We start from the raw sequence: 25,977 nt of genomic DNA on the forward strand, positions 1-25,977 counted from the left end.
GAGAGGTTTCACTCTAATCCTTCCGTCTCATTCAGACCCAGCATCAGGTTCATGCACTGCACGGCCGCACCGGACGAGCCTTTGCCCAGGTTGTCGAACAGCGAAATGAGCATCATCTGGTCGCCTGCTGCGTTCACAGTCAGGTACAGCTCCATCCGGTCGCTGCCGGAGAGGGCGTTGGAGTACAGGCCGTTTTCGGGCAGTGGCTCGTTCAGGGCGTGGACGGAGACCGTCGCGCCATCCTTATAATAGGCGGCGATGCCCTCGGCCACCTGCCCGGCGGTGGTGCCCGCCAGCTTCAGGTCCAACGGAACGAGGACCTGCATCCCGGAATAGTAATCGCAGACCACCGGCACGAAGGCGGGCGTGTGGGCCAGCCCGCTGATCTTCTGCATTTCCGGCAGGTGCTTGTGGGCCAGCGTGAGGCCGTAGCTCTTGGGCGCGTCGATCTTGCTGTGGGCCGGGCGGTCCGGGTTCTCGTACTCGGCGATCATCTTTTTGCCGCCGCCGGAGTAGCCGGAGATGCCCGTGCAGCTGAACGGATAGTCCGCCGGGGCCAGCCCCAGCTCGACCAGCGGCCGCGCAATGCTGATGAAGCCGCTGGCGTAGCAGCCGGGCACAGCTACCCGGCAGGAGTTCTGGATCTTCTCTTTCTGGCCCTTCAGCTCCGGGAAGCCATAGTCCCATGCCGGGTCGGTGCGGAAGGCCGTGGAGGTATCCAGCACCTTGACGTCCGGGCGGATCAGGGGCATGACCTCTCTGGAAGCCGCATCGGGCAGGCAGAGGAAGGCGAGGTCTGCGGAGTTGATGACGCTGGCCCGCTCATTCACGTCCTTGCGGCCCTCGGCGGAGATGCTCAGAAGTTCGATCTCAGGCCGGGCCGCCAGACGGTCCGCGATGCGCAGACCGGTGGTGCCGGAGGAACCGTCGATAAAAACCTTCACGCTCATGCGTTGTTCGCCTCCCATGCGTCCACCTGTGCAGATGCCAGTGCGATCTGATTCTTCACGCTTGCCTCGGAGGGGCCGCCGTAGCTGGTGCGGCCCTCGCAGCACTTGATGAGGTCGATGGCATCGTAGATATCGTTCTCAAACAGGCTGCTGTAGCCCCGGAACTCGTCCAGCGTCAGCTCTTCGAGGGTCTTGTCTTTGCTGATGCAGTCGGAGACCATGCAGCCTGTCAGCTTGTAGGCATCGCGGAAGGGCATTCCCTTTTTGGTCAGGTAATCGGCGCAGTCGGTGGCGTTGATGAAGCCCTTGGCCGCAGCGCGGCGCATGTTGGCGGGCAGGGTCTTCATGGTATCCAGCATCGGAGTGACGGTCTTCAGGCAGAGGTCGAGGGTATCGACGGCGTCGAAGATGGCCTCCTTATCCTCCTGCATATCCTTGTTGTAGGCCAGCGGGATGCCCTTCATCATGACGAGCAGGGTGTTCAGGTCGCCGTAGACGCGGCCGGTCTTGCCGCGGATGAGTTCGGTGACGTCCGGGTTCTTCTTCTGCGGCATGATAGAGGAGCCGGTGGTGAAAGCGTCGTCCAGCTCGATGAACTTGAACTCCCAGCTGCACCAGAGGATGATCTCCTCCGACAGGCGGGACAGGTGCATCATGCAGGTGGAGATAGCAGCGGCCAGCTCGATGCAGAAATCGCGGTCGGACACGCCGTCCAGGCTGTTGGCGCAGGGTGCGGCAAAGCCCAGCTTCTCGGCGGTGAAGGCGCGGTCCAGCGGGTAGGTGGTGCCGGCCAGTGCGCCGGAACCCAGCGGGCACTGTGCGTCCATGCGGGCGGTGGCATCCTCAAAGCGCTGCAGATCGCGCAGCAGCATCCAGGTATAGGCCATCAGCGCGTGGCCGAAGGTGATGGGCTGGGCGCGCTGCAGGTGGGTGTAGCCGGGCATGACGGCGGCGGTGTTCTCCGCTGCCTTCTTGCAGATGACCCGGACCAGCTCGACGATGCGGCCCTGCAGCATCCGGCTGTAATCGCGCAGGGTCAGGCGGATGTCCAGCGCCACCTGATCGTTGCGGCTGCGGCCGGTGTGCAGGCGCTTGCCGGCGTCGCCGATGCGGGCGGTCAGGGTCTGCTCCACGAAGGTGTGAACGTCCTCGGCGTTGGGGTCGATCTCCAGCTTGCCGCTGGCCAGATCGTCGGCGATGGAAGCCAGACCATTGAGGATGTCCTCGCAGTCCTGCTCGGAGATGATGCCCTGTTTGGCCAGCATCGTGGCGTGTACGCCGCTGCCCCGCATATCCTGTGCGATCATCCGCTGGTCAAAGCGGATGGAAGAGTTGAAATCATTGACGCGCGAATCGACCGCCTTGGAGAAACGGCCTTTCCAGAGTTGTTCTGCCATAGTTCCTGTTCCCTTTATCTCGATTGTAACGCGATCCTTCGTACAACCTCTCCGTCGGGCTTACCCTCTCCGTCAGCGCTCACGCGCTGCCACCTCTCCCAAAGTGAGAGGCATTGGCATGTCGGGAAGACATTCCTTCGTCCAAATCCGGCCGAGGCGCTGTTCACCTTGAGAACGGAGCGATGTATTTTACGAACCGCAGCGGTTTTTCAGCCTGCTCAGGCATTCCCGGTCTGCCAAAGGCTCCCCCTTTGGGGGAGCTGGCGAGCGAAGCGAGACTGAGAGGGCTCTAAAAACGGCAAAGCCGCCGCAGGGGAAAACGCTCCTGCGGCGGTGCCGCCGGCAACTCTGCCGGTCTTGGAACCGCTGTGTGAAAGTGTAGAAAACACACAACGGGAAAAGTTGGCTTCGTTCAGCCGCTTAGTCCTCGATCTTCGGCCAGCTCTTGGACAGCTTTGCGCGCTCCTTGATGGACAGGCCGAACAGGTTGATGAATCCTGCTGCATCGGCCTGGTTGTAATCCTCGTCCTCGCCGAAGGAAGCGGTCTGCTCATCGTACAGGGTGTACGGAGAGGTGACGCCTGCGTTGATCATGTTGCCCTTGTAGAGCTTCAGCTTGACGTCGCCGGTCACGGTCTTTGCCAGGCTGTTGGCGAAGGCATCCAGAGCCTCGCGCAGCGGGGTGAACCACTGGCCGTTGTAGACGATGTCGGCATACTTCTGCGCCAGCTGCTCCTTGAGGTGTGCGCTCTCCTTGTCGAGGGTGATGGTCTCCAGCACATTGATGGCCTTGTACAGGATGGCACCGCCGGGAGTCTCGTACACGCCGCGGCTCTTCATGCCGACCAGACGGTTCTCAACGATATCCAGCAGACCGATGCCGTTCTCGCCGCCGACCTTGTTCAGGTACTCGACCAGTTCCACAGCGCCCATCTCCTTGCCGTCGATGGCGGTGGGGATGCCCTTCTCGAAGTGGATGGTGAGGTAGGTCGGGGTATCGGGAGCCTGCTCCGGGGAGACGCCCAGCTCCAGGAAGCCGGGCTTGTTGTACTGCGGCTCGTTGGCGGGGTTCTCCAGATCCAGACCCTCGTGGCTCAGGTGCCACAGGTTCTTGTCCTTGGAGTAGTTGGTCTCGCGGTTGATCTTCAGGGGGATGTTGTGGGCCTCGGCGTAGTCGATCTCCTCGTCACGGCTCTTGATGTCCCACTCACGCCACGGAGCGATGATGGCCATATCGGGGCAGAGGGCTTTCAGGGTCAGCTCAAAACGCACCTGGTCGTTGCCCTTGCCGGTGCAGCCGTGGCAGATGGCGTCGGCACCTTCCTGGATGGCGATGTCGGCCAGAGCCTTTGCGATGCAGGGACGTGCGAAGCTGGTGCCCAGCAGGTAGTCCTCATACTTTGCGCCGAACTTCAGGGTGGGGAAGATGTAGTTCTCAATGAAGTCCTTCTTCAGGTCCAGAACGTACAGCTTGGAAGCGCCGGTCTTCTTGGCCTTCTCTTCCAGGCCGTCCAGCTCGGTGCCCTGGCCCACGTCGCCGGAGACGGCGATGACTTCGCAGTTGTTGTAGTTTTCCTTCAGCCAGGGAATGATGATCGAGGTATCCAGGCCGCCAGAGTAGGCCAGAACGACTTTTTTGATGTTTTCCTTTTTCATGATGAACGCTCCTTTGTTTTCATGCTTACACTTTTGTTTTCCTGCACCGGGCGTCCCTCCCGGTGCGCTCGATCTCTCGGTTGCTTATCACGCTTTTTATTATACGCGGCGCGGCTTTTCCGTCAATGCGGAAAACCGCCAAACCTTCTGCCCTTTTCCAGTGCCGTTTGTGGCACTTTGCATGTTTATGCAAATATTTTATTATTTATGCAAATTTTATGCAGTTCTGCTGTATATATTCTTACACATTCTGAAAGCCGTTTCATCCATCCAGCCGGGCAGGTGCCAAGGTTTCAGCACCGCTTTCCGAAACGCAGAAGAGCCCCAGCAGATTGCCGGAGCTCTTCGTTTCGTTTCATTCTGTTGTTCCGTATTTGCAGAGCACGGCCTGCGTCTGCTCTGCCGTCACCATCCGGACGGGGGCAGGCTTTTCGTTGCCGGTGCGCAGCGCCAGCCACCAGGTGGACAGGCCCAGCCAGCCGAATTTATACGCCGTGTGCGGAGTTCGGCCCACGCAGGAAAAGCCCAGCTGCGCATGGATGCGCTCGCTGGCGGGGTTCGGGTCGGCCACGAGTGCATAGACGTTCCAGTAGCCGCAGGCGGCCAGCAATTCCAGCAGTGCGCGGTAGAGCAGGGTGCCCACCCCGCAGCCGCGGGCATCCGGGGCGCAGTAGATGGTGCTCTCCACCGACCAGTCGTAGGCCTCGCGCGGGTGCCAGCGGTGGGCGCAGGCATAGCCCAGCAGCCTGCCGTCTGCGTCCCGCGCCAGCAGCAGCGGGGCCACCTTCAGGGTGTTGTCCACCCAGTCCTCGTATTCTTCCAGCGTGGAGGGTGTGACCTGAAACGTTGCGGTGTGGTGCAGCACATACCAGTTGTACAGTTCCAGAATGTCCTTTGCATCGGCGCGGGACGCCACCGAGAGACGGGGGAGGTTCTTCTCCTCCCACCCGGCGCAGAGGGCTTCCTTTTTCGCTTTCGGCAGCTTTTTCAGGGCCGCTTCCCGGCGCAGCGCCGCCGACCGGTCCGCGCATCGTTCCAGATAGGCGAACCGCTCCGCCCCCATGGCCCGTGTGGCCTTGGCCCCCCTGCCGGTCTTGTGGGCGTGCAGGCGGGCACCGGGGTCGTTCGTCCAGCCCGTATAGAGCTGACCGCCCGCGCACCGCACCATATACACGTAGGCCCGCTCTTCGGTCTCTTGTTCGGTTCCTGCGCTCATGTTACAGTCTCCCGTTGTTTTTCAGCACCTGACGGCAGGCTGCAAGAGCCGTTTCCTTATCCTTGGCCGTGATGAGGAAGCGGCTGGCATGGCAGAAGCTGATGCCCTCGATGCCGCTCTTCTGCTCGATGACCTCCTGCGGCTGGCCCGCCCAGGACTGCGGGAAGGGCAGTTTGGGCTTCTTGGTCTTGTGGTCGGTCACGCACTGAGCGCTCCACCCGCCGCGCTGGCTGGGGTAGACCACGAACAGCGCATCCGTCCGGTACAGACCGTTTTTCCAGGGCAGGTAACAGGGCAGCACGACGATGCCGTCGCGGGAATTTTTGTAGGCCTGCTGGACTTTCTCGTCGGCGCGGTTCACGGCGTTGGCGCTGTCGAGCTGGTGTTCCAGGATCTGCTTTGCCACGGCCACGGCCTTGAAGAAGCAGGTGTCCTGATCTTCCTTCGAATCCCATACCGGGTTGAAGAAGCCGATGGCGTCGCACAGGCTGTTCTGCTCGCCGGTGTTGTCGTTCAGGTCCAGCGGCTGGATGAAGTTTTCGTCAATGAGCCGTGCCTGCCGCTCACCGACCAGCCCCGGCCCCAGCACCCGCCACAGCAGACCAAAGGCCGCATAGGGGACGCCGTTGGGGCGGGTCTCGCGCGGCTCCTGATGGTGGTCGAACATGCCGAAGCCGATGTCGTACACGATGCCGTCGAAGTCATCCGGCACCACAAAGCCGCGGGTAATTTTGATATCCGGCCGGACGATCTGCAGCAGCGCGGTGGCAAACACGTCGTCTGCATGGAACTTGCCAGCGTGTGTAAAACCATTTGCGGGAATTTTCATATCTGTACCTCATTCTCAACAGTGTCTTTGAGGACAGTATAGCACATTCTTCGGAGCGGGACAAACCTTGCTTTCCTCTTTCTTCTATCGTATTGCGCATTGCAGTACATCGTGGTACAATAAAAGCAATAGGAGGCGATCTTTATGTCCGCAAAAACCGCAAATGTCACTGCCCGCATCCAGCCAGAGATCAAGGAGCAGGCCGAAGCCATTCTTTCTCAGCTTGGCATTCCTGTTTCGGTCTTCATTGATATGGCGTACCGTCAGGTCATCCTGCGGGACGGCATCCCATTTTCGCTGGACCTGGCCACCCGGCTCCCCACCCGTGATGCTCTGAGCCGTGACGAATTTGACGCCATGATGCAGACCGGCCTGGACCAGGCCAGGCGCGGAGAATCTTCCCCTTTGAACGAAGCCTTTGCCCGGCTCCGCGCGGAGATCTGAGCCATGGAGGAATATACTGTCGCGCTCACCCCGCAGGCCGAACAGCAGCTCCGTGCCATCGTCCACCATATCGCACATGAACTTCTGGAACCCGAAACCGCAGATGCACTCCTGACCGCATTGGAACAGGCTATGGCTTCTCTGAGCCTTCTGCCTCAGCGGGCACCCCTTGTCGAAGAGGAACCCTGGCATTCACAAAACATCCGGAAACTTCTGTGCCGAAATTTTCTGATCTACTTCTGGCCGGATCCCGACTCACACCGGGTCCAGGTCCTCGCCGTCATCTATGGACGGCGTGACCAGCTGAACCAGCTGCGAAACCTGAAAATGAAGCCGTGATAAACGCAAAAAGGCCCAAACCGGGCAGAGATTTCCGGTTCGGGCCTTTATTTTCATCAGATGGTTCAGGCAAGTTTATTGAGGAGAGCTGTCACTTCTTCGGTTGTCAGTTCACGACCGCTCTGGTCTTTTACAGTCACATCGTTATTGCTTGCACCGTACGTAACCGTATAGACACTCCAGCCATTCGGAACGCTCAGGATCGCAGAATCCGGAATTGCCTTACTGCACTGAATGCGAATGATCTCTTCGTCTGCCGTATCCGGAGAAGAAACCAGATAGACCAGACTGCCCGTACTGTCATAGCAGAACAGCTGGGTTTCCGTCTTCTTCGTAGTTTTGTTTTCCATCGTCAACGCTTCCGTGTAATAAGGAACCGCATTGACGACATGTGTGGTCTTCTTCACCGTATAGTTGTAGGAATCCGAGAGCACATTCTGGTTCAAATCCGCTGCGTTCACGGTATGACTAGTCATGATCGCGATCTTCTGATTCGAATACAGGCGATATACATTCTGGGTCTTGCCCGAAACCAGTTCTGTAAATTGTTCGTCTGTCTTTCCATTTTTATGAGTCACTTTGGTATACGACTTTTGCCCATCCGTAACCGATTCCATACAAACAACATCCTGCGAGGCCGGTTTTACCGGTTCCACCTTGATGTATACTTTTTTTGCAGACCCATATTCCTGCACCCACTTATAAGTGCGGCTCTTGTTCAATTCGACCGTCGAGCCGTCCGCCACTTCTTCGTCTTTCTTGTCTTCCGGCTTGCTCTCTGCGGGCGGGTCTTTCTTTTCGTCGTCCTTTTTTTCTTCGCCCTGCGAAGTGCCCGGATTGCTCGGCGTTTCCGGAGCGCTGGGGGCATCACCGCCACCGCAGGCAGTCATCAGAGACAGAGCCATTGCCGCCGCCAAAATGCTGACTGCAACACGTTTCATCATACGCATAGTTCATTCCTCCATTTTGTTTTTATGGACAGCTCCCCAAAACAAGCCATCCATTTTTTCTCATCTTACTCTCTTCCAAAACTCCTGTCAACGCCTTTTGAAAAGTTCATCGGATATGGAAAATTTCCGTCCTGTTTTTAGAGCAATCTGACAAAAAGAGCCGCCCTGCAACGCACGGCAGGACGGCCCTTTTCCTTTGGATTCAGTGTTTTTTCGTCTTCGTCACCGCTCTGGTCGTGGTCTTTGTCACGGCCGTGGTGGGCTTGACGGCGGGGGAGAGGTTCGGCTTTCTGGTGAGGGCCGTGGTGGCGGCAGGCTCGCCGAGGGCCAGCACCTCGCTCAGTTCTTTCTGAACGGTGTCGTTGTCGGCATCGGTCACAGCCAGAACGTCGGCATAGAACTGCTCCATCTCCTCAAAGGTGGAGAAGGTGGCGACGTACATCTGGTTGCCCATGGCGCCGGAGAGGGCGTCGGGGATGCGGTCCACCATCCGCATGTTGGCCTGATACTTCTGCATCAGCTGTTCGTGGCTGTACACGAAGTGCTTGCCGTCGCGGCGGCCCGCAAACGGGCAGTAATAGTGCTCGCCCACCGGCATATCGGTGCCGCCGAAGGCGATCATATCGGCCCAGATCTTGTACACGTTGGTGGAACGTGCAAAGTTGATCATGTCGGGCGTGAAGCCGCCGCAGGGGCGCATGTTGACTTCCAGCGCCACGATCTGGCCCTTCTGGCCCATGCTGGTCTGATCTTCCGTCATCCGGAAGAACTCGAAGTGGACGAAGCGGCTCTTGACGCCGAAGCTCTTGACGGCGGCACGGCCTGCGGCGCGGGTATCATCGGGCAGATCCTTGATGATGTAGTAGATGGAGTTGTCGTCGTTGTTCACGATGTCCATGATGGACATCGGGCTGACGTTGCCCGCCTCAAAGATGGGGTTGCCGCTGCCGTCGATGATGGCATCGTAGCTGTTGACCTCGGCGCGGACGAACTCCTCCATGATGTAGGAGACGTCGGCATGGTGTGCGCTCTTGTAGGTCAGGAAGGCGCGCAGCTCCTCGTCATCGGAGAGCTTGTGGGTGTCGGACGCACCGACGCCGTTGTCCGGCTTGACGACGACTGGGTAGCCCACCTCGTCGATGAACTTCCTGCATCCCTCGAAATCGTCCACCATGTGGTAGCGGGCGGTGGCGATGCCGGCCTTCTGATAATACTCCTTCATCTTGCTCTTGTACTTGATGCGGGGCATATCCTCGGTCTGGAAGCCGCTGGTGATGTGGAAATCGGTGCGCAGGGCGGCGTCGCGTTCCAGCCAGTATTCGTTGTTGGATTCCAGCCAGTCGATGCGGCCATACTTGAAGGCGAAGAACGCCACGGCGCGGTAGACCTCGTCGTAATTTTCGAGGCTGCCGACCTTATAGTACTCGTTCAGGCTTGCCTTCAGCTCCGGCTTCAGCTCATCATACGGCTGGTCGCCGATGCCCAGAACGTTCATGCCGTTGTTTTTCAGCTCCCGGCAGAACTGCCAGTAGTTCGTCGGGAAGTTCGGAGAGATAAAGATAAAATTGCTCATGGTGTCTTGTTGATTCCTCTTTCTTTTGATACGCTATACTTTCCACCCATCCCTCTGCGAGAGCCGTTCAGCCCAGAATGTAGGGCATATAATACGCGACCTGCTGATACCACCAGTTCCAGTCGTGGTTGACATCGTGGCCCCACAGGTCTACCCAGATGGGGATGTGCTTGGCCTCAAAGATGCGCTTGAGATACCAGGTGGTGTCCGGCTGCTCCCAGTCGCCCTGACCGCAGCAGATGACGGCCTTCTGGTTCCGGAACAGCTCCATATAGGGGTGGTTCTCCGGGAAGTTGACCATATAATCCACCGGGGAGTTCATATAAACCAGCTCGTCCATATAATTGCCGAAGCCGTAGTGGGCAGTGTAGATGCCGCTGAGGGCCAGACAGCCACAGAAGATGTTCGGGAAGCGGAGATACAGATTGACGGCATGGGTCGCGCCCAGACTGCATCCAAAGGCGATGACGCCCGGTTCGTCGTTCCAGCCGTTTCGCTCGCGGGCGATGTGGCGGATCTTGGGCACAGCTTCCTCCACGATATAGCGGATCCACTGCTCATAGCGGCGGATGCGCCAGTAGGGGTCGCTGTTCGTGTCGGACCAGGTCTCCTTGTCGATGGTGTCGATGGAGAGGACCATCACCTGGCCGGACTCGATCCACGGGGCCAGCGTATCGGCCATGTGGAAGTCCTCGAAGTCAAAAAACCGGCCATCCTGGCAGGGGATGTAGAGCATCGGCCGGCCGGCGTGGCCGTAGACCTTGCACTCCATCTCGCGGCCGAGCGCGGGGCTGTAATCCTTAAAATACTGCATTTCCATCGTGGGTCCCTCCTTATAATCGGGTCGTCGGGTCAATCCAGTTCGTACATCAGAGTATGGATCATGAACGGCAGCTGCTTTTCCCAGCTGGCTTCGCTGTGGGTGCCGCCGGGCACCAGACGGGCGGTCAGGTGGATGCCGCGGATCATGACCTTGCTGCACATGTCGGCAAAGTCCTTGCGCATTCCCTCGTGGTTGCCCATCTCGCGGGAGCCGTAGTCCATGTAGAGCACGGTGCCCGGCTCCAGCTTCGCGCGGCCCAACAGACCGCTGAGCTTTTCCGGCGAGACCCAGAGAGACGGCGACAGAGCCGCCGCACGGCCAAAGACGTCGTTGTGGTTCAGCAGGGCGTACAGGCTCATCAGACCGCCCATGGAGCTGCCGCCGATGAAGGTGTGCTCCCGGTCGGGCAGGGTGCGGAAATTGCGGTCGATGAAGGGCTTGAACCGGTGGATGAACCAGCTCATGGTCGCAGCCCCCTTGCCGTCAAAGTGGCCATAGGTCGGATCATCGAAGCGGTAGGGCGAATACTCCACCAGACGCTCGTTGTTCGGCCCGGCGTTGCACTCGACCGCCGCCACGATAAGCGGCGTGTCGGTGTAGTCCAGATAGTTTGCCAGCCCCCAGCTCTTGCCGAAGGTGGCGTCTTCGTCAAAAAAGACATTCTGGCCGTCGAACATGTACAGCACCGGATACCGGCGGTCCGGGTCGGCTTCGTACATGGTGGGCAGATAGACATAAACACGGCGCTGCTCGGTGCCGTTGACAGCGGGGTAGCTGACGCTCCATTTCTTGATCATGGTCCTGGTCCCTCTCAATCCTCTTACTCTATGCTTAGTCTAGCACCATCCCGGCAGAATTGCAATTCTGAACCAAGACCACAGGGCAGATTGCGCTGCAAAGCGCCTGAGCGGTTGATACAGCAAACGCCGCCCGGTGAGCTGCCGGACGGCGCTTGCAGAACTCGGAACAAGGAAAGAAACTTGCAGCTTAGTACTTCTTCTCCACCGGAACGATCCAGCCCTTGGTGTCGGGCAGCTTGCCCCACTGCATCCCGGTCATGGTGTCGTACAGCTTCTGGGTGACAGGGCCAATGCTGCCGTCGCCGATGTAGGCATGCTCGCCCTTCCAGACCAACTCCTTGACCGGGGAGACGACTGCGGCGGTGCCGGTGCCGAAGACCTCTTCCAGCTTGCCCTCACGTGCAGCCTGCATGATGTCAGCGATGGCCAGCTTGCCCTCGATGACCTCATAGCCCCAGTCCTTCAGCAGCTCGATGCAGCTGCGGCGGGTGACGCCGGGCAGAACGGTGCCCACGGTGGCGGCGGTGTAGACCTTGCCGTCGATCTTGAACATGATGTTCATGCTGCCGACTTCCTCGACGTACTTCTTCTCCACGCCGTCCAGCCACAGCACCTGGGCATAGCCCTGCTCCTCGGCCAGCTCACCAGCCTTGATAGAGGCAGCGTAGTTGCCGCCGCACTTGGTGAAGCCGGTCAGGCCGGGAGCGGCACGGATGTACTCATCTTCGACATAGATGCGGACGGGGTTGATGCCCTCTGCATAGTAAGCGCCCGACGGTGCGCAGATGATGCAGAAGATGTAGTGCTTGGAAGCATGGACGCCCAGGCCCACATCGTTTGCAAACACGAAGGGGCGGATGTACAGGGAAGCGCCGTCTGCATGGGGCACCCAGTCACGGTCCACATCCACCAGCGCCTCAACGGCCTGGATGTAATCCTCGACCGGGATCTTCGGGATGCACAGACGGTCGGCAGAATCCTGCATCCGCTTTGCATTGCAGTCCGGGCGGAACAGCTGGATGGTATCGTCTGCGGTGCGGTAAGCCTTCATGCCCTCAAAGATCTCCTGTGCGTAGTGGAACACGACCGTCGCCGGGTCCAGCGGGAACGGAGCATAGGGGACGATACGGGCATCGTGCCAGCCTTCGCCCTCGGTGTAGTCCATAACGAACATGTGGTCGGTGAACTTCTTGCCGAAGCCGAGTTTGGTCTCATCCTGCGGCTTCTCTTTCGGACAGGTCGTCCGGGTGATCTTGATATCCAACATGATAATTTTCCCTCTTTTCTGATCTCACACAGCTGACACACGCGGCTCCCTCCGCGCTTTCCAGATGTCAAATGTTGTTTTCTATTATAATATCATGAACGCATTTTTCAAGGAATCAAAAAATCTTTCATGTTTGGGGGCTGTAAGTTGTCGCAAATTGTGATATTATTTTTGTGAGCAGCCCTCTCCGTCATTGCTCACGCAATGCCACCTCTCCCAAAGGGAGAGGCTTTGGCATGTCGGGCCGAGTGCAAGATCGCCTGCGGCTCCCATAGCCGTGGGCCCTGTCCCCATTGGCAGCTCTTGTCTGCCTCTTTTGCGGAGCCCGGATGTTTCCGGGCCGCTCCACCTTCTTCATTTTCTACGATCAAAACCGTCCTGCCAATGGCTCTCCCTTCGGGAGAGCTGGCGCAAAGCGCCTGAGAGGGCAGGGACGCGGACAGAAAGGATACCTTATGATAAACGGCGTCATTTTTGATATGGACGGCCTGATGTTCGACACCGAGCGGATGTGGGCCACGTTCTGGGAACCGGCTCTGGCGGCACTGGGGCTTCCTTATAAAAAAGGCCTCAGCGAGGCCGCGCGGGGCACTGCAGGCGAAACTCTGCGGAATGTTGTGCGCCAATTCTACGGGCAGGACTGTGATGCGGCTGCCATCGTGGACAGCCTGCACGCGGTGGCCGACAAGGCGTTCCAGAAGCCGGTGCCCAAAAAGCCAGGTCTGGACGAGCTGCTGGCCTGGCTGGACGAGCAGCACATCCCCATGGCCGTGGCGTCTTCCAGCCGGATGGACGTCATCCAGCGTAATCTGGACAACTGGGGGATGCGCTCCTATTTCAGCGTCCTCGCCTCCGGCCAGCAGGTGACCCGCTCCAAGCCCGACCCGGAGATCTTCCTTCTGGCGGCGGAGAAGCTGGGCGTCGCGCCCGGACACGCCCTTGTGCTGGAGGACAGCTACAACGGCGTCCGCGCCGGAGCCGCCGGGGGCTTTGTCACTGTGATGGTGCCGGACCTGCTGCCCGCCGACGACGAGATGCGCCGCCTGTACACCGCCGAGTGCCGGAGCCTGTTCGAGGTGCTCGATGGCCTCAAGGCGAACCGCTGGTAATGTGATATGCAAAAACACCCGTTGGCCCTGTCATGGCGGCAGGAACAGCGGGTGTTTTTTGCTGCCTGTGCAGGCCGAAATGGGAAGCCGCACAGGCAACGGAGAAAGAAGAAGGTATCTTGGAGTAGCTCTCTGGTATGGTATCCCGGATAAACTCAGTGGAATAGTGCGAGGAGCTTGGGGATCTGAGTAGACAGACCGGAAATGGTCATGATGACGGCGAAGATGTAGCTGATGGTCATGCAGATGCGCAGACCGGTGGGCTTCTTATAGCCCTCGCTCAGATCATCGCGCCAGATCATCAGCAGCATGAACAGACCACCAAAAGGCGTAGCGACGGAGGTGGCGATGTTGGCTATCAGGATCAGCTGGGTAGGGGAACCGCCGTAGCTGTAACAGACCACCATGGCAAAGGCCAGGCAGACCAGGCAGCCAATGCGAATGAACTTGCTCTCCAGGCTGACGTCCTTGTCAAGACCGGCACCCAGCAGCACCATGCCGCGCTGGGTATTGGCCAGCAGGGAAGAGAAGCCTGCGCCCAACAGGGCCAGACCCATGATGTAGCGGGCACTGCCGCCCATGATGGGTACCAGCATCTCTGCCAGCTGGGCCGGGGCCTTGATGCTCAGCCCCTGCGGGTGCAGCACGACGGCACCCACCAGCACGATGGCACCGGAAATCAGGGAGACACTGACGATGTGAGTGATGGCATCGGTGAGCATAACGCCGTTGAACAGATCATCTTTCTTCCACTTTTTCTCTTTGCCAAGGTAAGTACCGTAGATACCGGCAGTCACAGCGGCGTTGGTGGAAATGAAAGCCAGTGCCGTGCTGAGGGAGCCTTCAGGGACCTTAAAGCCGAACAGTCCTTTGGCAAGCCCCTGAGGTTCCGGGCCACCGACACCCACCAGCGTGGCATAGAACGCCACGATCATCAGGACGATGCAGAGGGTAATGATCTTTTCGACCTTGGAATAGACGTTCTTGGCAAAGTACATGTACACCACGACCGCGATCATGATGGCGGAGCCGATCTTCCAGTCGATGCCAAAGATGAGGTTCATACCGGCACCGGTGCCGGAGATGTTGCCCATCGTGAAGAACATGCAGGAAAGGAATATGGCGCAGCCCACGACGCCGGAAGCCACCGGGCCGTAATACTTGCGGATGGCGTGGATGGTCGGCATCCCGGTCACGATGGCCAGACGGTTGGTGACCATCATAAAGGTGATGCCCATGAAAATGATGGGGAAGAACAGCCACATCAGGTCGTATCCATAGTTTGCGCCGATCATCGAGGCTGTTGTCACGGCACCGGGGCCGATCACGATGCCTGTCGCGATCAGACCGGGGCCAATGCGCTTGAGCAGGTCTTTCAATGGCAGACGCTTCACGTCTGAGCCAAAGGCAGGAGCCGATGCGGGCTTTTCAGCCGACATGGCAGTATTGTTCTCGCTCATGATAAACTCTTCCTTTTATTCTTAAAAAAGAGGGTGCTGCACTGATGAGGTCATCAGGCAGCACCCGGAGTATGATCCGACCCGCCGCAGCAGCTTCGCACATCGCTGCTGCGGGAATGGGGGTTATCTTACTTGTACTGCTCCATATCCACTGCAGGGAGCTGGCTGCGCTCCAGACCCAGAGCGACCCAGTCCTTCTCCTCCTGGTTCAGGGGCAGAACGGGCTTGCGCATCAGAGCGCTGGTGAAGATGCCGCGCTGCTTCAGAGCTTCCTTCAGGCGGGCATGAGCCTCACCGGAGGGCTGGCCGCCGCCGTAGATGGCCTGAGAGATGTGGTAGATGCGGTTAGACCAATCCTGTGCTTCCTTCAGAGTGTGCTTGTCAGGATTCTTGAAGACATCCCATGCCGGGCAGATCAGCTCAGGCACACAGCCTGCGAAGCCGATCAGAGCGCCGTCCATGCCGGGGAACCAGGAGACGCACAGGGTCTCGTCGTGGCAGGTGATCAGGCTGATATCGGGGCACTCCTGACGGAGCAGGCGGACGTCATGCTCGTAGATGGAGGTGACGCGGGTGCCCATCTTGATGCACTTGACGTGGTCGATCTCCTTGCACATCTTGATCAGGGTCTCGACCGGGTAGAAGGCCTTGGAGGTTGCGGGATACAGGTGGATGATGATGTCGATGTCAGCACCCTCAGCAACGTCCTTGACATACTCGAAGGGAGCGTTGGGGTTCATGCCGAAGCGCAGCCACATGTGCGGGGGCATCAGCAGGATGCCGTCTGCACCAGCTTCCTTGGCTTCCTTGGCCATGGCGATGGACTCTGCGGTGTTCTCGCAGTTGACGCCAGAGATGATGGTCATCACGTCGCCGCACTCCTCAGAGCAGATCTCGACGACGCGCTTGCGCTCGGCACGGGTCAGGCCGGTGATCTCACCGGTGTGGCCGTTGCAGACCAGACCTTCGATTCCCTTGCCGTAGAAGCTCTTGATCCAGCGCAGATAAGCGCGGAACTCCGGCTCGTTGATGGAGTAATCGTCGTTCAGAGGGACGGACACAGCGGGGAAGATGGTCTTGAACGTTTTAACCTTAGCCATAATGAGAATCTCCTTTTATCAAAAATCAATGTTGTGTTGGTTTTCGTTCTGGATCGCAGAAGTTGCTTTGGAGATCATCTCGCGCGCCGATGTCTTTGGGTTTTTCTCTGCAATCGTTTGCTTTCTGTGACTCTGTTATACCACGGGTGCAAGCTCCTCGTCAACAAAAACCAGCCTCCCTGCAAAGTTTTGCATACTGCCTGCAACGCCTTGCATAATTTGATATTTTCAGCATTTTCCGGCTCGGATTTTGTTCATTTTGCCAAGTAACATCTTGATAGGCGTTCCTTTTCCTGCTTCTTGATTTTTTGTTCCGCCAGGATTACAATAGGAGTGTCCGGGATACTCCCGGCTAAGAACCTTTACAAGTTGTGCAAACGTTTGCATTCGGAATAAAAAGGAGAGCTGCTTCTCATGGCGACCCTGAAAGACGTTGCGCAGAAAGCGTGTGTGGATGTCAGCACCGTTTCCCGCGCCTTAAACAATACCTCTTATGTTCACCCGGAGACCAAAGCCCGCATCGTGGCTGCCGCTAAGGAGCTGGGCTACCGACCCAATGTCATGGCAAAAGCGCTGCGGCAGGGACGGCGGCACACCCTGGGGGTCATCGTGCCCCGGCTCCACCTGACCCTGTTCTCTGAGATTCTGCCGGGCATCGAGCACGAAGCCGAACGGCTGGGGTATTCCACCCTGATCTCCACCACCGACGATGACCCCCAGCGGGAAAAAAGCTGTCTGGAACGGATGCAGAACAGCTTCGTGGACGGCATCATCATCACCGGCACCGGGCGCAACAACCGGCTGCTGCGCAGCATCCAGGCCAGCGGCATCGCCGTTACCCAGATCGTGCGGTGTCAGGAGCCACGCATCAGCAGCATCGTAGCCGACTACGAAGCCTGCGGCCGGAACGCCGTGGACTATCTCTATTCCAAAGGCTGCCGCCGCATCGCGCTCATCGCCGGTTACTCCCACCAAAGCCCCTTCAAGGGCCGGTACGAGGGTTACTCCAAGGCCATCGCCGCCCATGGGCTGGAGGAGCTCCTTGCCGAATCCACCCAGCCGGTCAACAGCTTTGAGTATGGCTATGAGTGCGCCAACCAACTTCTCCGGGACGAGCCGGAGCTGGATGCCATCCTGGCCCCGGTGGACCTGCAGGGGCTGGGCGTTCTGCGTGCCTTGAAAGAACAGGGCATCCGGGTGCCGGAGCAGGTCAAGGTCATCAGCATGACCGGCCACGCCATCGGCGAGATGCTGGAGACCAGCATGACCTCCATGGAGATGCCTGCCTTTGAGATGGGCGAAAAAGCCGCCCAGCTGACCATTATGGAGATCGAAAGTCCCAGCGAAAAAGCTCCCACGCCCCAGTCCATCCGGTTCCCTTATACATTGACCCAGAGGGAGACCACCTGAACCGATACAAACAGCGACGCCGTCGGCAAATGCCGACGGCGTCGTTCTGCGTTTTCTGTTATTTGCACCCGACCATGATGTCGATGATCTCGCGGTTCGTTTCCTTCATGCCCTGTTTGCCCAGGCGGCCCACGTTCCGCAGTGAGTTCTCCACGCCCTTGGCGACGATGCCGTCGCCGCCGCGGAACTGCTGGCCCCGGATGTACATATTATAGCCGAGCAGCCCGGCTTCCACTGCCGTGGCGATCTTGGCCGCACAGCTGGCCTTGGCACCATCGCAGATGACACCCGACACGATGGCCAGCGCATTGACAACGGTGTGGATGACGGCCTCGTACCCGCCGCCGCAGAGATAGGCGATGCCCGCACCGGCCCCCGCGCCCGCACTGATGGCACCGCAGTAGGCGGACAACCGGCCGATGGGGGTCTTTTCGTGGATAGTGGTCAGATTGGAGAGGGTGAGCGCCCGGTACAGCTGCTCTTCGCTCGCCTTGAGCTCCCGTGCATAGACGATGACCGGAACCGAGGCAGTAATGCCCTGATTGCCGCTGCCGGAGTTGATGACCACCGGCTGCTCGCAGCCGTTCATCCGGGCATCGGAGCCAGCGGCCGCGTAAGCCTTGGCCCGCACCCGCACATCATTGCCTTCCATGTCCAGCAGGACGCTGCCGATGTTGGCCCCGTAATCGCCCCGGAGGCCTTCTTCGGCAATGGCCATGTTGTACCGGATCTGCGGGTCCAGGATCGGCTTCACGTCCTCGATGTCCACCGAATGGACAAAGTCCCAGATGTGCTCCATGTCGAGCAGGCTGCGGTCGGTCAGGTTCTCCTCCTCGTCGCCGTGGACGGGCAGGTCCAGCAGAACTTCGCCGTCCTTTTCAATGCGGACGATGTTGGTGTGGAAGACCGCGATGCGCACCTGCGCGGTGTGCGCCCCCTTCCAGACCGTGACGATGATGTCAAAGGTAACGCCGTTCTCCACATGCTCGACCTTCACATCGGCCTGCTCCAGATAGGCGCGGATGGCCTTCGTCTCCTCCGGTGTCACATCGGCGATGACTTCCAGCTTCTGCTCCGGGCGGCCAGCCACGATGCCCGCCGCAGCTGCGGCTTCCAGCCCCTTCATATTATCGGTGTTGGGCACGATGACCGACTTGACATTCTTGATCATGCTTCCGCTGGCCCCGACCTGCACCCGGTCCGGGAGTTCCCCCAGCGTCTGCCGGGCCACTGCGGCGGCATAGGCCACCGCGATCGGCTCGGTGCAGCCCATCGCTGGGATCAGCTCCTCTTTTAAGATCTGAAGGTATGCCTGGTATCTCGGTTCGTTTTTTTCCATTCCAAATGTCCTTTATCGTTGTTGTGAGTCGCTTTGCTTCATTGTACAAAAAGCGCCCCAAAAAAACAAGGTTTCTTAGCGGCACTTTCGCCAAACATCAGCTTTATGGAAATGAAGTCTGCTAAAAAAACCTCCCTTCTGACACTGTGATCGTCGGAAGGGAGGTTGCCTTTTAAGGAGAATGGTATGATGAAGAAAAAAGAAGAGAGAAAATAGCAAGTAGATTTTAGTGGCAGATTATCCCATCAGTGCAGCCCATGCGCTTGAGATCAGGAAAATCAGGATAAGCGAGGGCAGCAGGTTCAGAACCTTCATATCCTTTTTGATACCGGCCAGGCTGAGACCAGCACAAAGGGTAATGATACCGCCTGTTGCGGAGAAATCAGCAATCAGGTCTGGGGTGATGAAAGACTGTACCGCGCCGGATACCAGAAACAGTGCGCCATAGATCACAGCCTGCGGAATGCAGAGAGTCGGAACGATTTTTCCAAGAATCGAGCCAAAGATGCAGGCGGTGACAAAATCCAGAATGGACTTTGTGATGAGGATGCTGCCGTCTCCGGTCAGACCTTCATTCAACGCACCATACCATCCCGTTCCGCCACAGCAGAACAGAATAACGACTGCACTTACCTGCGCAAGGAACTGTTCGTCGGCAGCTGCGCCATTCATGAGCTTATGAACCACGCCGGTCACAAGTCTCCGAATGCGATCATCCAACATCAAAAGTTCACCAAGGATTCCGCCGATAACAAGCGTAAGAACGACCGCTGAAAGGTTTTTCACTTTCAGAATCAGAACGATACCCATCGCAATGGCTGCGATTCCCAGAATATTATTCAGCGATTTCTTCAGAGAATCCGGGAGCCGGGCTCCAAGAATCACGCCAAGAACCGCACCAAGGCATGTGATTAGAACATCCGTTGTAATTCCTACGGGTATAGATTCCTCCTGCATATGTTTATGTACTTATGAAAGATTAAAGCGGATAAATCGTCATGACCCAGAGGATATTGGCAGCAGACAGCAGGATAGCAGGCAGGATGGACTGTTTGATGTTGCTCTTCATGTCGTAGCCGCCGATGCCCATGACCATCGGAACGGTGGGAGTTGCCATCGGGGTCATGAAAGCGGTGCAGCAGGCAGAAGCGACCAGCAGCAGCGGACCGGTGCAGTCTGCACCCATGCTCTTGCAGGCCAGAATCGCAATGGGAGCAAAGATCGCCATAACGGTACGGTTCTGCATGATCTGGGTCAGGAAGAAGGGAATCAGATAGAACAGTGCGCCGATGAGGTAGGGATTGCCCAGACCAGAAGCAGTATTTGCGATCGCATTACCGATCAGGTCGCCTGCGCCAGTGTTTGCCAGAGCAGAACCCATGCACAGACCGCCTGCGACCATCAGGGTCAGGTCAATCGGCATCGAGCTGCAGGCCTCCTTGGAGGACAGAACGCCGGTCGCAACCATCATGACTGCGCCGATAAAAGAGATTTCCCACGCGGCCAGATTCGGACCGCCAACAGCAGCCAGCAGGCTGTTCAGCGGAGTGTTGAAGATCAGGCAGAGAGAAACAAGGCAGAAAATTGCGATTGCGGAAAGCTCCTGAGGCTGCTTCAGCGGCTCATAGTGTGCTACACGCTTGGACAGCTCCGAGCTGTCCTTACTTGCAACGATAGGCTTCTCCGGGGCAAAACGGAAACCGACAAAGGTAGCATAGAGCATCAGGACCAGCAGGCTCATGCCACGGCCCTTGAACAGATCCATGGCTTCCATGGTGTACTGCTCGTAGCCGTTGGCCGCGATATAGCCGTTCAGCTCTGCCAGCATTGCCAGAGAGCCGCCCACGGGGATGATCGCACAAGCTGCAATGCTGACCAGACCAACACTGAAGATGGTCTTGCTGACACTGATGTTCATTTCTTCACAGGTGGCGGTGACAATAGGAGCCACGATACAGAATGCGGCAACGGCACTGCCGGTAAAGGTAGCAGCCATCACAGTTGCCAGCGTAAAGCCCAGCATGACCATGACCATACTGCCTTTGGAAATTTTCTTGACCGTGCTGGCGACCAGATGAATCGCCTTCGTACGCTTGAAACCTTCCGAGATGACAAACATACTGGTGATCATCACGAGGTTTGCGTTGCCGATATTGCCCAGAATATCTTTCGGGCCAATGCAGCCGGTCAGCAAGAAGAGAACGATGCCGATACAACCCACAGTACCGACGGAGAGCTTATTCCAGATATAACCTGCAATCACAACAGCACTGATTGCAAAGCAAATGATCATTTGAGTCGTCATTTGTGATTCCTCCACTCGAACGTCTTAAACGTCTGATTCATTGACGGGACGGCCACGGTAATACAGCGTACCGTTTTCGCTGCGATGAAACTGGCTGAGGAACTGGTCATAGCTGATCCAGCTCTCTTCCGGGTAATTTGCATGAACCATGTTGTCCACACGTCCGATCACGACCATCGGTACGCCCTGTTTGTCCGGGAAAGCATACCATGTAATCGGCTCTGTTTTCCAAGTCTCCACATTGGCCGGGTCCAGATGATACGTTTCCAGCTTCTCCATCAGAGTTGCACGCAGCTCCTCCGAGAGACAGAAGGGCAATATCGGATCTTCCCCATGACCAGCGGTGAGGAAGTCCTGATCGCCGTAGATCATCATTGTAGGAACGTGCTGCTCGCAGGCAGGCCACTCACGATACATCTTGCTGGGGCAGCGCAGTGCAGACCACGGAGCAACCGCAGCGAAAATGTCGCCAGCGGTATAAGCCAGCAGGTCGCTCATCATGCCGCCGCTGGATTGACCCATTGCATAGACACGGCTCTTATCCACCGAATGACGGCTCTCTACATCTGCCACCAGTTCCCGGATAAACTTCACATCGTCCACCGGAGTATCCTGATAAATGCCGCACCACAGGAGGACATTGCGCAGACCGTTCGGCTTCTGCTGATAGACGCCAGCTTCGGGAACGACCGCAATAAAGTGACGTTCCTCTGCAACGGTGGAAACACAGCTCAGATCAAAGAACGTCTCTGCCGTGCCTCCACGACCGTGGAACACAACGACCAGCGGCCATTTCTTATCCGGAGTGCAGCTCTTCGGCACATACTCGTACCAAGTGCGTGTCATACCGTCCACTTCCATGGTCTTCTTTTCCGCGCCACAAGCGATCGGCTCTTTGAAATAGCGCAGCTGCTTCTTGCCAGGACCTCTGTGACGGCGTGCAAGGCTGATATAACTCCATGCTGCTTCCATCTGTTCCTTCGTAAAAGGATTTTCACGAACGGCCAGACGAACCTGTGCGATCTGCTCCTCATTGACTTCGCTCAGAACGCGCACAGGAGTCGGCATCCAGATCTCATCTGCGCCTTCTCCGGACAGCGGTGTACCGACAACATGGTTCTGCTCTTTCCAGAAGTCAACAGCAGCGGTGTTGTCTGCGTTTTTTGCGGTCATGCTCATCCAGACGGGGAGCTGTGCAGCCATACCCATGACTTTCAGCTCTACTTCACCCTGATCGGACTCGCCGCGCAGAGCGGTATGTTCTGCGTTCAGATCACCGTTCAGGTCGCCGAACGTCATCAGTCCGCTCCACTCGCTTGCCATCCGGCGTGCAGCCTGATGTGCGGCAAAGCTGCCATCACCGATACCGCAGAGATAGATGTTATCCTGCATGGTGATATAAAAATCGCGTGCCTGAATCGCAACGTAAATGGCGTTCAGATAATCGGCATCACTGCCGTCCGCGTTCCATGCAGTCTCCGGCGTTGCCAGATGCAGGAACAGCTTTTTGTCCTCCGCGAAAGCTTTCAGACCGGAAGTTTCCAGATACTCTTCCGGCTTCTCACCGGAAGGGATCGCAGCGACCAGACAGGGCTGGCAGTAATCCAGATCTTCCGGAATATAGGTCAAAAATTTGCGAGGCTGTCCGCCGACCTTTGCAGTCTCCTGAAAGAGACCGGAAATCAGCGTGCGCTTGGGATTGGAAAAGTCGATAGGAAGGTCTCCCATCTTTTCCGGGAATCGTTTGATATCCATTTGTGATCCTCCCGCAGTTGACACAATTACACAAAGCGGCAGACGTGATCGACTGCAATATCCGAGAAGCCAAATGCTTCTGCCTTGGTCATCTTACCGTTGCAGATGTCCTGAATGTTGTTCAGCATCTCTGCGCCCATCTCCTGATAGGTCTTTTCGCCGCGCACGATGGGGCTGAGGTCAACGTCCATGTTGTCCTCCATGTGCTGATAAGTACGGGCATTTGCCGTGACCTTCAGGACGGGGACGATGGCGTTGCCGGTGCAGGTGCCGCGGCCCGTGGTGAAGATGACTGCGTTGCAGCCTGCAGCGACCATCGAGGTGACAGAGGAAATATCATAGCCAGCGGTGTCCATAACGACTGCGCCGCGCTTCGTGGGAGGAACAGCCTGTTCCAGAACCTCGACGATGGGACGGGTGCCGCCCTTGCGGATGCAGCCCAGGCTCTTCTCGTCCAGAGTGGACAGGCCGCCTGCCTTGTTGCCGGGGGTGGGCTGACCGGCGCGGCAGTCCTGACCAGCGGATTTCAGATGGGCTTCGTAGTCCTTGCAGACCTGAATGATCTGGTTGTGGATGGCCGGGGTAGCCGCACGCTTTGCCAGCAGATGCTCGCCGCCGATCCATTCGATGGACTCGCTCATCATGGTAGTTGCGCCCAGATCGACCAGCAGATCGCTCAGTTCGCCGACTGCCGGGTTGCTGGCGATGCCGGAAGTGGCGTCCGAACCGCCGCACTCGATGCCCAGCATCAGCTCGGAGATGTCGCACAGCTCTTTCGGCTGCATGGCAGCTTCCGCTGCCATCTTGCTGGCGGCGCGAACCGCTTTCTCAATGGTCTTGAGGGTACCGCCCTCTTCCTGAATGCCAAAGGAAACGACCGGCTTGCTGGTCATAGCCTGGATCTTTTCACGCAGCTTTGCGTGGGGAACGGTCTCACAGCCCAGACCGATGATAACGACACCGTAAACGTTCGGGTTGCAGGCAAAGCCCGTCAGGACTTTCTGCGACATCGCAGTGTTGGCGGCAACATCAGAACAGCCGGTATTGAACACGATGTTCACAGCACCGCGCACCTGACTTGCAACGATCCGGCAGCTCTCACTGCCGCAGGCACAGGTTGGAAGAATCAGAACGTGGTTGCGGATGCCTGCGCGTCCTTCTTTGCGTTTGTAGCCCCAGAATTGCATCTCCGATTCCTCCTTATTCCTGTACCATTTCGCTGTCATAGTCACGCGGCACGCTGACCAGATTGTTGTGGGAGACCCAGTGGCCCTTTGCAGCGTCCTCGGTCATCACACCAAGGCTCTCGCCGTACTTGATGACGTCCTCGCCCTTTTTCAAATCGACCAGCGTGATCTTGTGGCAGTAGGGGATATCCTCTTCTGCCTTCACGGTACAGAGTTGGTCGCCCTTGCGGTAGACCACATCCTGACCGGCGGGAACTTCCGTTACACAGGTCACGACATTGTCCTTCTCATCCATGAGCAATGCGTTGATTTCCATGCTGTCATTCTCCTTTCGACATGGGTACTCTCTTTGTGACTTTACATTACCACCAGAAACGGTTATAATCAAATTTATAGAGTTTATATTGCTATAAATAATCTTTATATAGTGCAGAGGGAAGATCATGAAGCAGGAGATGCAGTACATCTATCAGGTCTATGAGTCCGGGAGTTTCTCCAAAGCAGCGCAGGCACTCTACCTGACACAGCCGGCTCTGAGCATCGCCATCCAGAAAGTCGAAGCGGAGATTGGGATGCCGCTGTTCATTCGGGATAAAAAGCCGTTGGAATTGACCGATGCCGGAAAAGTCTACATCGAAAAGGTCAAGGAGATCATGCACCTTGAAGCGGAGCTGTCCAAAGAGCTGAGCGACCTTTCCAGCCTGAACATCGGCAGTCTCGTTTTGGGCGGGACCCATTATCTGAACTCCTATATCCTGCCGCCTGTGCTGACGACTTTTCAAAAACAATATCCGGGCGTCCATCTGGAGTTGGTGGAAGCCAGTTCCAACGAACTTATCGAAATGCTGCGCGAAAATAAAATCGACCTGACCTTTAACTGCATCCCAAACCCGAAGGATAATTTCCGGCGAACACCCATTTTCAAGGACAATGTTCTAGTCGCCGTCCCGACCTCTTATCCCATCAACAAAACTCTGAAGAATTACGCATTGACCGCAAGAGACATTATGTTCCGCCGCAATCTCATGCCGGATTGTCCGGCAATCCCCTCGCTTGCTCCCTTTGCGGATGTGCCGTTTATCCTATTGACCAAGGGCAACAACCTGTACAGCCGCTCTATTGCGTTGTTTGAGGATGCCAAGATCGACCCCATCGTCCGGCTTCAGGTGTCACAGCTTGTGACGGCGTATCATCTGGTCTGTTCCGGACTTGGTGCGGCGTTCATCAGCGATTGGATGGTACTCTACGACCACGACGATATGCGCTACTATAAAATAGCGCATCCGCTGGCCGTTCGTCAATTTGATGTAGTATCTTCCAGTCGGAATTATCTTTCCAAACCGCAGAAGGCGTTTATTGAATCAATCAGCAGCTATTATCATCCATATCTCTAAGCCCGATTCGAGCCAAAGCCCAGAAACACCCCGAACTGACCGATATTGTGGTCGCTCTGATTGACAGGGTACGGCACCTTTACAGTTGTGACTTTCGTGATACGTCTTTTTTGATAAGGTTTTGGACACACAGCCGCCGGGAAAGAGCCGGAGCTTGTCGGGGCGAGGCCCCTCCATCTTGCTTGCGCAAGACCGCTCTGCCGCTTAAAAGCCCCACTGGGGCTTTCATTGCTGCGCAACCGCGGCATTTTGCTTTCCGAAGAAAACAAAAAATCCGAACCCTTCTCCTATCGAGAAATGGTTCGGATTTTCATGGTTTGGTGCGAGTAGTGATACAGAACTTTTCAAAAACCATCGTAGTACAATTTGTTTTTGAGGTCATCGGATAGCAACTTGCTTGTATCGCACCCCGATGGGTAGCTGTGTTTGAAATCCAGTTGCCTTTTATATACCACACAACCTAAAAATTATCAAGTACGCGCAGCGTTCACTTCTCCCATCACCGGGAGCAAATGGACGCTGCTTTTTTTGTTTGCAACGAAAGGAGGCATCCGTGAAATGGCAGTATTTCGGGTAGAAAAGAACAGCGGCTATACGGTCATGTCGAACCATCATCTGCGGAACCGGGCCTTGTCCCTGAAAGCCAAAGGCTTACTCTCCCAAATGCTCTCCCT

At 57.2% G+C, this 25,977-nt stretch carries 23 protein-coding genes and 1 pseudogene; 6 read left to right on the forward strand and 18 right to left on the reverse strand.

Translation table 11 applies throughout. From position 1 onward, the window contains the following. Positions 1-8 precede the first annotated feature (8 nt). The 5 genes from argC to DWY95_RS12640 form a co-directional block, all read right to left on the reverse strand. Entirely contained in the window at positions 9-950 is a 942-nt protein-coding gene (gene argC, locus DWY95_RS12620) for an N-acetyl-gamma-glutamyl-phosphate reductase (RefSeq protein ID WP_118553755.1), read from the reverse strand. Beyond that, positions 947-2,347, reverse strand: coding sequence for an argininosuccinate lyase (gene argH / locus DWY95_RS12625; protein WP_118553756.1), 1,401 nt, complete (start codon positions 2,345-2,347; stop codon positions 947-949). The genes argC and argH overlap by 4 nt, the downstream gene beginning before the upstream one ends. Positions 2,348-2,767: 420 nt before the next feature. Next, entirely contained in the window at positions 2,768-4,003 is a 1,236-nt protein-coding gene (locus DWY95_RS12630; protein WP_118553757.1) for an argininosuccinate synthase, read from the reverse strand. A gap of 355 nt (positions 4,004-4,358) precedes the next feature. Beyond that, positions 4,359-5,219: a GNAT family N-acetyltransferase gene (locus tag DWY95_RS12635; RefSeq protein ID WP_118553758.1), complete on the reverse strand. Its 861-nt coding sequence runs from the start codon at positions 5,217-5,219 to the stop codon at positions 4,359-4,361. A gap of 1 nt (position 5,220) precedes the next feature. After that, the gene (locus DWY95_RS12640; RefSeq protein ID WP_118553759.1) at positions 5,221-6,048 is read right to left on the reverse strand and encodes an MYG1 family protein; all 828 of its coding nucleotides are present in this window, start codon (positions 6,046-6,048) and stop codon (positions 5,221-5,223) included. A gap of 144 nt (positions 6,049-6,192) precedes the next feature. On the opposite strand from DWY95_RS12640, the gene DWY95_RS12645 reads away from it, so the two are divergent. Continuing rightward, positions 6,193-6,492, forward strand: a complete 300-nt coding sequence (locus tag DWY95_RS12645; RefSeq protein ID WP_097791202.1) for a type II toxin-antitoxin system RelB/DinJ family antitoxin — start codon at positions 6,193-6,195, stop codon at positions 6,490-6,492. 3 nt (positions 6,493-6,495) lie between these two features. Continuing rightward, on the forward strand, positions 6,496-6,831 hold the full coding sequence (locus tag DWY95_RS12650; protein WP_118553760.1) for a type II toxin-antitoxin system RelE/ParE family toxin: 336 nt from the start codon (positions 6,496-6,498) through the stop codon (positions 6,829-6,831). 65 nt (positions 6,832-6,896) lie between these two features. Here the strand turns inward: DWY95_RS12650 and DWY95_RS12655 are convergent, their stop codons facing one another. The 5 genes from DWY95_RS12655 to DWY95_RS12675 form a co-directional block, all read right to left on the reverse strand. Further along, entirely contained in the window at positions 6,897-7,781 is an 885-nt protein-coding gene (locus DWY95_RS12655; RefSeq protein WP_118553761.1) for a hypothetical protein, read from the reverse strand. 202 nt (positions 7,782-7,983) lie between these two features. After that, positions 7,984-9,354: an ATP-grasp domain-containing protein gene (locus DWY95_RS12660; protein ID WP_118553762.1), complete on the reverse strand. Its 1,371-nt coding sequence runs from the start codon at positions 9,352-9,354 to the stop codon at positions 7,984-7,986. A gap of 67 nt (positions 9,355-9,421) precedes the next feature. After that, on the reverse strand, positions 9,422-10,174 hold the full coding sequence (locus DWY95_RS12665; RefSeq protein WP_118553763.1) for an alpha/beta hydrolase-fold protein: 753 nt from the start codon (positions 10,172-10,174) through the stop codon (positions 9,422-9,424). Positions 10,175-10,206: 32 nt separating this feature from the next. Further along, complete coding sequence (locus tag DWY95_RS12670; RefSeq protein ID WP_118553764.1) at positions 10,207-10,974, reverse strand: alpha/beta hydrolase-fold protein; 768 nt, start codon at positions 10,972-10,974, stop codon at positions 10,207-10,209. 190 nt (positions 10,975-11,164) lie between these two features. Then, the gene (locus tag DWY95_RS12675; protein ID WP_118553765.1) at positions 11,165-12,244 is read right to left on the reverse strand and encodes a branched-chain amino acid aminotransferase; all 1,080 of its coding nucleotides are present in this window, start codon (positions 12,242-12,244) and stop codon (positions 11,165-11,167) included. Positions 12,245-12,699: 455 nt separating this feature from the next. On the opposite strand from DWY95_RS12675, the gene DWY95_RS12680 reads away from it, so the two are divergent. Further along, the gene (locus DWY95_RS12680; protein ID WP_118553766.1) at positions 12,700-13,353 is read left to right on the forward strand and encodes an HAD family phosphatase; all 654 of its coding nucleotides are present in this window, start codon (positions 12,700-12,702) and stop codon (positions 13,351-13,353) included. 155 nt (positions 13,354-13,508) lie between these two features. On the opposite strand, the gene DWY95_RS12685 is transcribed toward DWY95_RS12680, so the two are convergent. Together DWY95_RS12685 and DWY95_RS12690 are read right to left on the reverse strand one after the other, a co-directional pair. Beyond that, a complete protein-coding gene (locus DWY95_RS12685; protein ID WP_243082752.1) occupies positions 13,509-14,813 on the reverse strand; it encodes an Nramp family divalent metal transporter in 1,305 nt (434 codons plus the stop codon). A 128-nt stretch (positions 14,814-14,941) separates the two neighbouring features. Beyond that, positions 14,942-15,913, reverse strand: a complete 972-nt coding sequence (locus tag DWY95_RS12690) for a dihydrodipicolinate synthase family protein (RefSeq protein ID WP_118553767.1) — start codon at positions 15,911-15,913, stop codon at positions 14,942-14,944. Between the two features lie 414 nt (positions 15,914-16,327). Here DWY95_RS12690 and DWY95_RS12695 point away from each other — a divergent pair, with 414 nt between their 5' ends. Then, positions 16,328-17,323 carry a LacI family DNA-binding transcriptional regulator gene (locus DWY95_RS12695; protein WP_118553768.1) on the forward strand — a complete coding sequence of 332 codons (996 nt, stop codon included), beginning with the start codon at positions 16,328-16,330 and terminating at the stop codon, positions 17,321-17,323. A 58-nt stretch (positions 17,324-17,381) separates the two neighbouring features. Here the strand turns inward: DWY95_RS12695 and DWY95_RS12700 are convergent, their stop codons facing one another. From DWY95_RS12700 to DWY95_RS12725, 6 genes are all read right to left on the reverse strand, one after another. Next, positions 17,382-18,662 carry an L-serine ammonia-lyase, iron-sulfur-dependent, subunit alpha gene (locus DWY95_RS12700; RefSeq protein ID WP_118553769.1) on the reverse strand — a complete coding sequence of 427 codons (1,281 nt, stop codon included), beginning with the start codon at positions 18,660-18,662 and terminating at the stop codon, positions 17,382-17,384. Positions 18,663-18,899: 237 nt separating this feature from the next. Further along, positions 18,900-19,619, reverse strand: a complete 720-nt coding sequence (locus DWY95_RS12705; RefSeq protein WP_118553770.1) for a DUF554 domain-containing protein — start codon at positions 19,617-19,619, stop codon at positions 18,900-18,902. A gap of 22 nt (positions 19,620-19,641) precedes the next feature. Further along, positions 19,642-20,967 carry an SLC13 family permease gene (locus DWY95_RS12710; protein ID WP_118553771.1) on the reverse strand — a complete coding sequence of 442 codons (1,326 nt, stop codon included), beginning with the start codon at positions 20,965-20,967 and terminating at the stop codon, positions 19,642-19,644. Positions 20,968-20,991: 24 nt separating this feature from the next. Beyond that, complete coding sequence (locus DWY95_RS12715; RefSeq protein ID WP_118553772.1) at positions 20,992-22,722, reverse strand: PHB depolymerase family esterase; 1,731 nt, start codon at positions 22,720-22,722, stop codon at positions 20,992-20,994. Positions 22,723-22,748: 26 nt separating this feature from the next. Continuing rightward, on the reverse strand, positions 22,749-23,909 hold the full coding sequence (locus DWY95_RS12720) for a UxaA family hydrolase (RefSeq protein WP_022256560.1): 1,161 nt from the start codon (positions 23,907-23,909) through the stop codon (positions 22,749-22,751). Between the two features lie 13 nt (positions 23,910-23,922). Beyond that, the gene (locus DWY95_RS12725; protein WP_118553773.1) at positions 23,923-24,225 is read right to left on the reverse strand and encodes a UxaA family hydrolase; all 303 of its coding nucleotides are present in this window, start codon (positions 24,223-24,225) and stop codon (positions 23,923-23,925) included. 127 nt (positions 24,226-24,352) lie between these two features. Between DWY95_RS12725 and DWY95_RS12730 the strand changes: the two genes are divergently transcribed. Together DWY95_RS12730 and DWY95_RS12740 are read left to right on the forward strand one after the other, a co-directional pair. Continuing rightward, the gene (locus DWY95_RS12730; protein ID WP_118553774.1) at positions 24,353-25,303 is read left to right on the forward strand and encodes a LysR family transcriptional regulator; all 951 of its coding nucleotides are present in this window, start codon (positions 24,353-24,355) and stop codon (positions 25,301-25,303) included. A 498-nt stretch (positions 25,304-25,801) separates the two neighbouring features. After that, positions 25,802-25,977 (forward strand): annotated as a pseudogene (locus DWY95_RS12740) (helix-turn-helix domain-containing protein); the annotation flags it as partial.

Origin of the sequence: Faecalibacterium sp. AF28-13AC, from assembly GCF_003478405.1 — a bacterium.
Classification (GTDB): domain Bacteria; phylum Bacillota; class Clostridia; order Oscillospirales; family Ruminococcaceae; genus Faecalibacterium; species Faecalibacterium prausnitzii_E.

Coding starts and splice junctions, on each gene's coding strand:
- argC (WP_118553755.1), bottom strand. CDS start 950: ATGAGCGTGAAGGTTTTTATCGACGGTTCCTCCGGCACCACCGGTCTG.
- argH (WP_118553756.1), bottom strand. CDS start 2,347: ATGGCAGAACAACTCTGGAAAGGCCGTTTCTCCAAGGCGGTCGATTCG.
- DWY95_RS12630 (WP_118553757.1), bottom strand. CDS start 4,003: ATGAAAAAGGAAAACATCAAAAAAGTCGTTCTGGCCTACTCTGGCGGC.
- DWY95_RS12635 (WP_118553758.1), bottom strand. CDS start 5,219: ATGAGCGCAGGAACCGAACAAGAGACCGAAGAGCGGGCCTACGTGTAT.
- DWY95_RS12640 (WP_118553759.1), bottom strand. CDS start 6,048: ATGAAAATTCCCGCAAATGGTTTTACACACGCTGGCAAGTTCCATGCA.
- DWY95_RS12645 (WP_097791202.1), top strand. CDS start 6,193: ATGTCCGCAAAAACCGCAAATGTCACTGCCCGCATCCAGCCAGAGATC.
- DWY95_RS12650 (WP_118553760.1), top strand. CDS start 6,496: ATGGAGGAATATACTGTCGCGCTCACCCCGCAGGCCGAACAGCAGCTC.
- DWY95_RS12655 (WP_118553761.1), bottom strand. CDS start 7,781: ATGCGTATGATGAAACGTGTTGCAGTCAGCATTTTGGCGGCGGCAATG.
- DWY95_RS12660 (WP_118553762.1), bottom strand. CDS start 9,354: ATGAGCAATTTTATCTTTATCTCTCCGAACTTCCCGACGAACTACTGG.
- DWY95_RS12665 (WP_118553763.1), bottom strand. CDS start 10,174: ATGGAAATGCAGTATTTTAAGGATTACAGCCCCGCGCTCGGCCGCGAG.
- DWY95_RS12670 (WP_118553764.1), bottom strand. CDS start 10,974: ATGATCAAGAAATGGAGCGTCAGCTACCCCGCTGTCAACGGCACCGAG.
- DWY95_RS12675 (WP_118553765.1), bottom strand. CDS start 12,244: ATGTTGGATATCAAGATCACCCGGACGACCTGTCCGAAAGAGAAGCCG.
- DWY95_RS12680 (WP_118553766.1), top strand. CDS start 12,700: ATGATAAACGGCGTCATTTTTGATATGGACGGCCTGATGTTCGACACC.
- DWY95_RS12685 (WP_243082752.1), bottom strand. CDS start 14,813: ATGAGCGAGAACAATACTGCCATGTCGGCTGAAAAGCCCGCATCGGCT.
- DWY95_RS12690 (WP_118553767.1), bottom strand. CDS start 15,913: ATGGCTAAGGTTAAAACGTTCAAGACCATCTTCCCCGCTGTGTCCGTC.
- DWY95_RS12695 (WP_118553768.1), top strand. CDS start 16,328: ATGGCGACCCTGAAAGACGTTGCGCAGAAAGCGTGTGTGGATGTCAGC.
- DWY95_RS12700 (WP_118553769.1), bottom strand. CDS start 18,662: ATGGAAAAAAACGAACCGAGATACCAGGCATACCTTCAGATCTTAAAA.
- DWY95_RS12705 (WP_118553770.1), bottom strand. CDS start 19,619: ATGCAGGAGGAATCTATACCCGTAGGAATTACAACGGATGTTCTAATC.
- DWY95_RS12710 (WP_118553771.1), bottom strand. CDS start 20,967: ATGACGACTCAAATGATCATTTGCTTTGCAATCAGTGCTGTTGTGATT.
- DWY95_RS12715 (WP_118553772.1), bottom strand. CDS start 22,722: ATGGATATCAAACGATTCCCGGAAAAGATGGGAGACCTTCCTATCGAC.
- DWY95_RS12720 (WP_022256560.1), bottom strand. CDS start 23,909: ATGCAATTCTGGGGCTACAAACGCAAAGAAGGACGCGCAGGCATCCGC.
- DWY95_RS12725 (WP_118553773.1), bottom strand. CDS start 24,225: ATGGAAATCAACGCATTGCTCATGGATGAGAAGGACAATGTCGTGACC.
- DWY95_RS12730 (WP_118553774.1), top strand. CDS start 24,353: ATGAAGCAGGAGATGCAGTACATCTATCAGGTCTATGAGTCCGGGAGT.